Here is a 6,000-nt window from a genome sequence, read left to right as displayed (position 1 = left end):
GGATGTCCGTTGGCACTTGGACGGGTGTTGTGTCGTCGGTTGTATCTGTTGTATCTGTCGTGCCAGTGACATCAAGTGTAGCAGATGCCGATACAGGCGTGCCCAACACATTCGCGCTTACACTGAGTGTCGTATCTGCACTCGGGAGCGTGAAGGTGTGTGATGCCTGTCCACTCGTATTCGTTGACAGCACGACAGGCGTAAGCGATCCGACTTGGAAGGTTACCGCGATGCCCGGTGCAGCGGTCGTGCCGCGTTGGACAGTTGCCGTGACAGATTGCGAACTCCCCGCTGCGCCTGAGATTGTTGTTGATGAGAGTGTGAGGGTTGGGGTGGTGGATTGTTGTTGCTCTTGCTGCTGTTGTTGCTGTTGTTGCTGTTGTTGGTTATTCGAGCTACCAGCACCGTTGATACCGAAGGTTACTTCTCGCCGATACGTAACCGGATCAGTACCACTGATACTGGCGACAACTCGAACAGGGCCTGTAAAGTCAAGAGAGTACGTAACCGAGGCACGTCCCTGTCCATCGGTTATATCCGTTACGTTGGGCCCTGATCCAGAAGTTTCACCAGTCCTAGGAGTATTTGACAAAACGCCCCTATCTGTGGTAAACGTAACCGTCTCACCCGAAACTCGCTGTCCACCCTTGCGTACAACAACAACCAACGGATCCTCAACATTCCCATTGACTGCACGCTGACCGCTACCCGACTCAATCTCTATACTCGGTATACCCGATTCGGTTTCGCCCGAAGGTCTAAAGGGGTTCAGGAGGGGACTCCCGCCTGCAGTGACGTTAACAACTTGGCTTGCACCAGTGGCAGCTAATTGAAAATAGGTGCTCACCTGACCACTCGAATTAGTTTGTACGGCTATGGCACCACCCGATCCTGGGCGCGTTGATGTAGCGACTACCGTGTTGGCAGTAAAACCCGTCGCCAACATTGTACCAGCAATATCAGAGGTATAGACAGTTGTGCCAGAGACAGGAAAGAATACGCCGCCTCCTGGGGAACTAAATACAGCCGCTAATCCGGAAATATTTCTACCTTTTCCATCCGTCACCCTAACAACAAGCGGATTTTCAAGCCGTCCGCCTAAAGCACCTTCCTGATTATTACCACTGACTATCGCCACGGTCGGATATCCAAAGATGTAGATACCTGTCGTGGGAACAGCACCGGCGATAGATGCTCTAACTCTGTTAGTTGTACCAGCCATATCAAGATGGACTACAGCACTACTTGAGGTCGAAAGTGAACGCGAAGCAGAACCCATACGAGTTCCTTCCTGCACATAAAGCCGTCCAGAACCTTCAATAACCTCATACTTAACTCTGGTATGCGCCGCCACACCTGAAACCGTAATTGTCGGATCGGCAAAGTCATTGTGATCGGTTTGGTAGTTTTGATCGCTGACTAAACCTCCAAGACTAAGACCAGTTGGACTTGCATCGCGTTCTTGCACTACGTAAACTGTGAACACCTGATTTGGTGTTGCGCGATCATCAGTTCCATTGGGTAAGTCAGGCAGAGGGGTCATATCTGATATCGTGATTGTAACCTCTTCTCCAGTGGTCTCGGTACGAACAAGGGTCAAGGTGATACTGCTGCTAAGTTTGTCTTCACGCTCACCAGTTTCCATCAGAGAGTGCGTAGCCGCAGGTGTAATACCGTAACTTCCGACCTTAATGATGTTAGCATTGGTGACCGCAATGTCAACCTGCTCTTGATTGTAATGATAGCGTACAGCATCCTCAGCTTTCACTCTATCAGCCGAATTCGTCACAACCGAACCATTAGGACCATCAAGATAGTCTCCATCCGCGTTAATGTAATATCCAGAACTATTGATAAGGACATCATTCTGATCAATAAGGTCGCCATTGGCATTTCTAATTGAAGTGTTTCCCTTAGGGGTTACGGAAAACTTGATTGTAAACTGCTGGTTAAGCGATGCTGTTTGCAGATCCCCAGACCGAGTTGTTCCAAAAGTCAACGCATCCGCAACACCCTGCACACCCGACGCCAGCACGCATGCCATCAGTAGACCGAAAATGAATTTCTGTGTCATTAAGTTTTTCATAAGAAATACCTTCTCCATTTCTATGTAGGAGGGGTTTCTACCCCCGAATTTTCTATTGTAATCTCAATGTTTCGATGTGTAAAAGGGTTGGTGGGGAAACACCCAAGCAAAAACACCCAACCTGTAAAGAAAGCAGTTCCATTTTTTTACCGTTGAAAATATGATGTTAGATAATATTCCCGTCTGAAGCAGGATTTGCGGGATTATACGGATTTTCAGGATTACAGCACTTTTGATTGCCCTTTATTTTTCAGTAGATAATCAAGCTATTTGTTGAAACCGTATGCACGTGGGCATCTCAGCACGCAAACTAAAAGTTTGCGCTACACCAACTAATACTCTCTCATTCTGCAAATCCCAATCATCCTGTAAATCCCGCTTCAGACGATTTCCCATAATCCGCGTCCATCCGCCTCATCCGTGAAAATCCGAGATTCAGACAGATAAAGCCTTTTCGCCTGCGGGTGAGGTGCCGAGCCGTGCCACTTGATATCTTTGTAGCACAATCTTTAGATTGTGCATTTCATCACGCAAACTGAAGTTTGCGGTACAGCAACCGATACGCCCCTCCTCGTGCAAATCCCAATCATCCTATAAATCCTGCTTCAGACGATTTCCCATAATCCGCGATTCAGAAACGATGTAAAAAAATAAAGGCGGTGTAGGGATACACCGCCTTTATCGGTTGGTAGGTTAGTTCAAATAGATTGTATCCCTGAAATAACCTTGTTTGTCTCGCAGCTTAGTCAACATCTTTCAAATCACCCCAGGTCGTGGTGACCTTCCCTGCTGCAGAGACATGACCTTTCAGACGCGTCGTCGCAAGGCGCGTGCGCTTGCCGTCTAACGACACATCTTCGATTTGATAATAATAGACAACGTTGGGTTTCGCCGTGGTGTCCGTCCACTCGTAGACATGCTTTTCAGATGTCGTGCCGTGTCCGGGAACGATACCTTTGACGTTGACGACTGTGAATTCACCCGTCTTGCTTTCACTCCGCAGGATGTTGAATCCGGCGTTGTTCAATTCAGACTGTGTAATCCAACGGACGACGACGTGTCCAGTGGCGTCATCACGGACGGGACGGAAGCTGGAGAGCGAAACGGGCAGTGGACCACCGAGACGGAACCCGGGGGTGCCAACATCGTTGCGATGTCCGTAGAAACTGATACCCGCACCACTAAGGTCGGACTGGTTCCAAGAGGTGGACATCGTGCCATCACTCGCCATGTCAGCTGTGCCATCAATTTGGCGACTACCGTATTGACGGACGAGTGACTGACGCACATCACCACGTGCAGGGAGATCCCACTGATGTATCCGTGCTGCACCGTCCACCATCACGTTACCCGCTTCGTCAATGACTATCATTTGGGTCGAACCGCCCTCGTTAACTTTTGCACTGAGCGCAATGTAGAAACCTGCGCTGCTCAGGAGTCGGCTGTCGCGAGCGACCAAGCCTAAATCCGTACGGTTGTTCTCGTAGAGGTTGTAGACTCTGTTCCTATCTACGTCATTAACCCCTGTGCCTGAAACAAGGAGCAGTGTCCGGTTGGGTTGGATAAAAACATCACCTTTGAACTCGAAACTGGAATCCACGAAGGACTCAACGTCCGTCTGTTCGTTGCGAATTTCCATCATCCACCCGTTCAGGTTGATCGCTTCTGTCATGGAGGAGTTGTAGAGTTCAATCCACTGGATGAGGTTCCAGCGTGGACCGGCATCATACATAATCTCGCTAATCGTGATCATACCACTGAAAGCGTAAGGCGTTTTGCCAGCAGCGTTGTCACGATCATCAGCAATGACGTTACGAGACGAATTATTGGCGTAACCGGGCGTTCCGGGAGCCATAGGGGGATCAACGCCAAGATCATAACCCACTCCGCCCTGATACCCGAAACCGTTGGTTTGCCAGTTGTCTTTGTGGAGTCTGTTCGCACCACTTTCGGGCCAGTAGACACCTTTATCGTTCAGTCCAGTTTCGCGTCCGAAAGACTTGTTCCGAGAGGCGAAGTTACTACCGCTAAAGTCGTTCCCGTCCCGATCACCAGGAACTTTCCAGTATTTCAAGGGCCAGACATTCGTTCTTTGATTAATAAACTGATTTTCGAGCCCGTGTGTGACGAAATGGTTACCGGCGATATCCTTGACCTTTTCATGCGTTTTGTTCTTATCGGTCCCCGTTCTAAGGATAAGAAGGAACCCATCTGCATTCGGAAGGTTCAAATCGGAGCTAACCACATACTTGTGTGAAGCACCCTTTTCAACGTGTGACCCGAGTTCGCCAACATTGACACCACCTGCCAGGATGGTATCTCCAGGATCCCGATTGTAGACGACAAGATACTCACCCGGTTGGAGTTTGTAACTTGGCAGCTTCGCAAGCACAATCTCTTCGTCATATTTTTTGACGAGACTGAGTTGCCAGTTATTGATGTTCGTGGGGACAGCACCCGCAGCACTCGGATCGGTGTTATTGAAGAGTTCAATCCAGTCAAGGTTTGCTTCGGAGGTATCGTTGCGAACCTCGTTGATAATAACACCCGTCGCTGAGAGAGAGGCGGGTTCCGCAGCTGGACGTGGAGCATTGACTACATCGCCGCGTCCACCACTGGCATTCAGCGCTCCTGGGGTGGCTGTGATAGCCATAGTGTGGTCTATATTGAACGGAGCAGTGGTTGCTGCCCAGCGACCTGCGTTACCACCATCACCAACGTCCCTTAACGCAGCAGGACCTGCACTGTCATCTGCGGCAGGATCGTCTTTGCCACGACCATTAAGGGCTCTATAAGTGCTACCATCCCATCCCTTGCGATACGCCGAAACGAGAGCAGACGTGGGGATAGCTGGGTTTACGTTAGCGGCTACCTGTGCCGTAATACGACCTGATGCAGTCCCTGGCAGTGTGAATATACCGCCACCACCACGAGGGCGTGTGGTAACACGATCAACGACTCTATATAAGGTCGTGGCTGTATCATCTGTATCTGCGGCAACTATCGTAGGAGTAGCAGAAGCTGCAACATCGTCACCATCCGCACTGGGTGCTATAAATCTCACTGTGTCGCGTTCCACGCGTTGGTTAGTGGTGAAAAGAAGCACAACATGATCGGCAGCTGCTAACGCTGTGCCATTGTTGTAAACCTCAATCCACTGATCTCTTGCGTCATTTTCACTAATACCCCAAAGGATTTCGCTGATAACGAGGCGAGGCCCAGCCTTTGTGTACTTACCAGCGTTCCCTTTCATCAAGAGTTCAATCGTTCCACCATTAGCGAAAAAAGTCCGTAGATTCGGAAACGTTTCAGCTGGAGCAGCTGGGACTTGCGTTACTTCAGAACCTAATATTCCATTGCTGGCGGGATCAGTATTAGCTCCAGCCATCTCAAAAATGACGAATCCTTTTTCACCCAGGGGACCTGGGGTATCAGCACCATCGGTGTTGAGGTCGGTACTGACAAATGACTGTTGCGCAAATGCCGGACCAGCAACGAGTGCTAACGCCAAAACGAAAACTAAGGAAAATGTCAATTTCTTTGACAACATTACTTCTATTCTCCTTAAATACTAAATATAAAAGATAAACATTTATCGGAGGCGTGGGATTCAGAACACCCACCTTTCCGATGTCTCTAACACTATATACATAACATAAGAATCTGTATCCAGAGATGTGGATATCTATTCTTTTTTGAACCTAACCTAATGTGCTGCATCGTGTGCAGCGATAACGAGGTGTTTTTCTTCGCTGCCTATTTGGATACAGCATCGTCCATTTTCAAACTTGTGCCGAGGGGGGCATTTATCCCCTGCGCGAGCCATGCCTTTAATAGATACGCGTTGTTTTCCTATTTCCCTTGTTATTCCTTATAGGAGAAACTCTTCGCGTCTCGGAAATCGACTCACATTC

The 6,000-nt window shown here is 49.1% G+C and carries 3 protein-coding genes; all 3 read right to left on the bottom strand.

Going from position 1 to position 6,000, the window contains the following annotated elements; genetic code table 11:
• Positions 1 to 2,086, bottom strand: a 2,086-nt coding sequence (locus OXN25_24735) for a hypothetical protein (GenBank protein ID MDE0428074.1), incomplete at its 3' end; no start/stop codon positions are given.
• A gap of 380 nt (positions 2,087 to 2,466) precedes the next feature.
• Entirely contained in the window at positions 2,467 to 2,592 is a 126-nt protein-coding gene (locus tag OXN25_24730) for a hypothetical protein (GenBank protein ID MDE0428073.1), read from the bottom strand.
• 236 nt (positions 2,593 to 2,828) lie between these two features.
• Positions 2,829 to 5,636 carry a lamin tail domain-containing protein gene (locus OXN25_24725; GenBank protein MDE0428072.1) on the bottom strand — a complete coding sequence of 936 codons (2,808 nt, stop codon included), beginning with the start codon at positions 5,634 to 5,636 and terminating at the stop codon, positions 2,829 to 2,831.
• Positions 5,637 to 6,000 lie beyond the last annotated feature (364 nt).

The sequence above is a fragment of the Candidatus Poribacteria bacterium genome (assembly GCA_028820845.1).
In the GTDB taxonomy this organism is placed as follows: Bacteria; Poribacteria; WGA-4E; order WGA-4E; family WGA-3G; genus WGA-3G.
Note: the sequence above shows the minus strand (reverse complement) of the source record. Positions and strands in the feature narration are given on the sequence as shown.

Bases quoted from the DNA above. Each gene is read 5' to 3' on its own strand.
- OXN25_24725 (MDE0428072.1), bottom strand. From the start codon at position 5,636: ATGTTGTCAAAGAAATTGACATTTTCCTTAGTTTTCGTTTTGGCGTTA.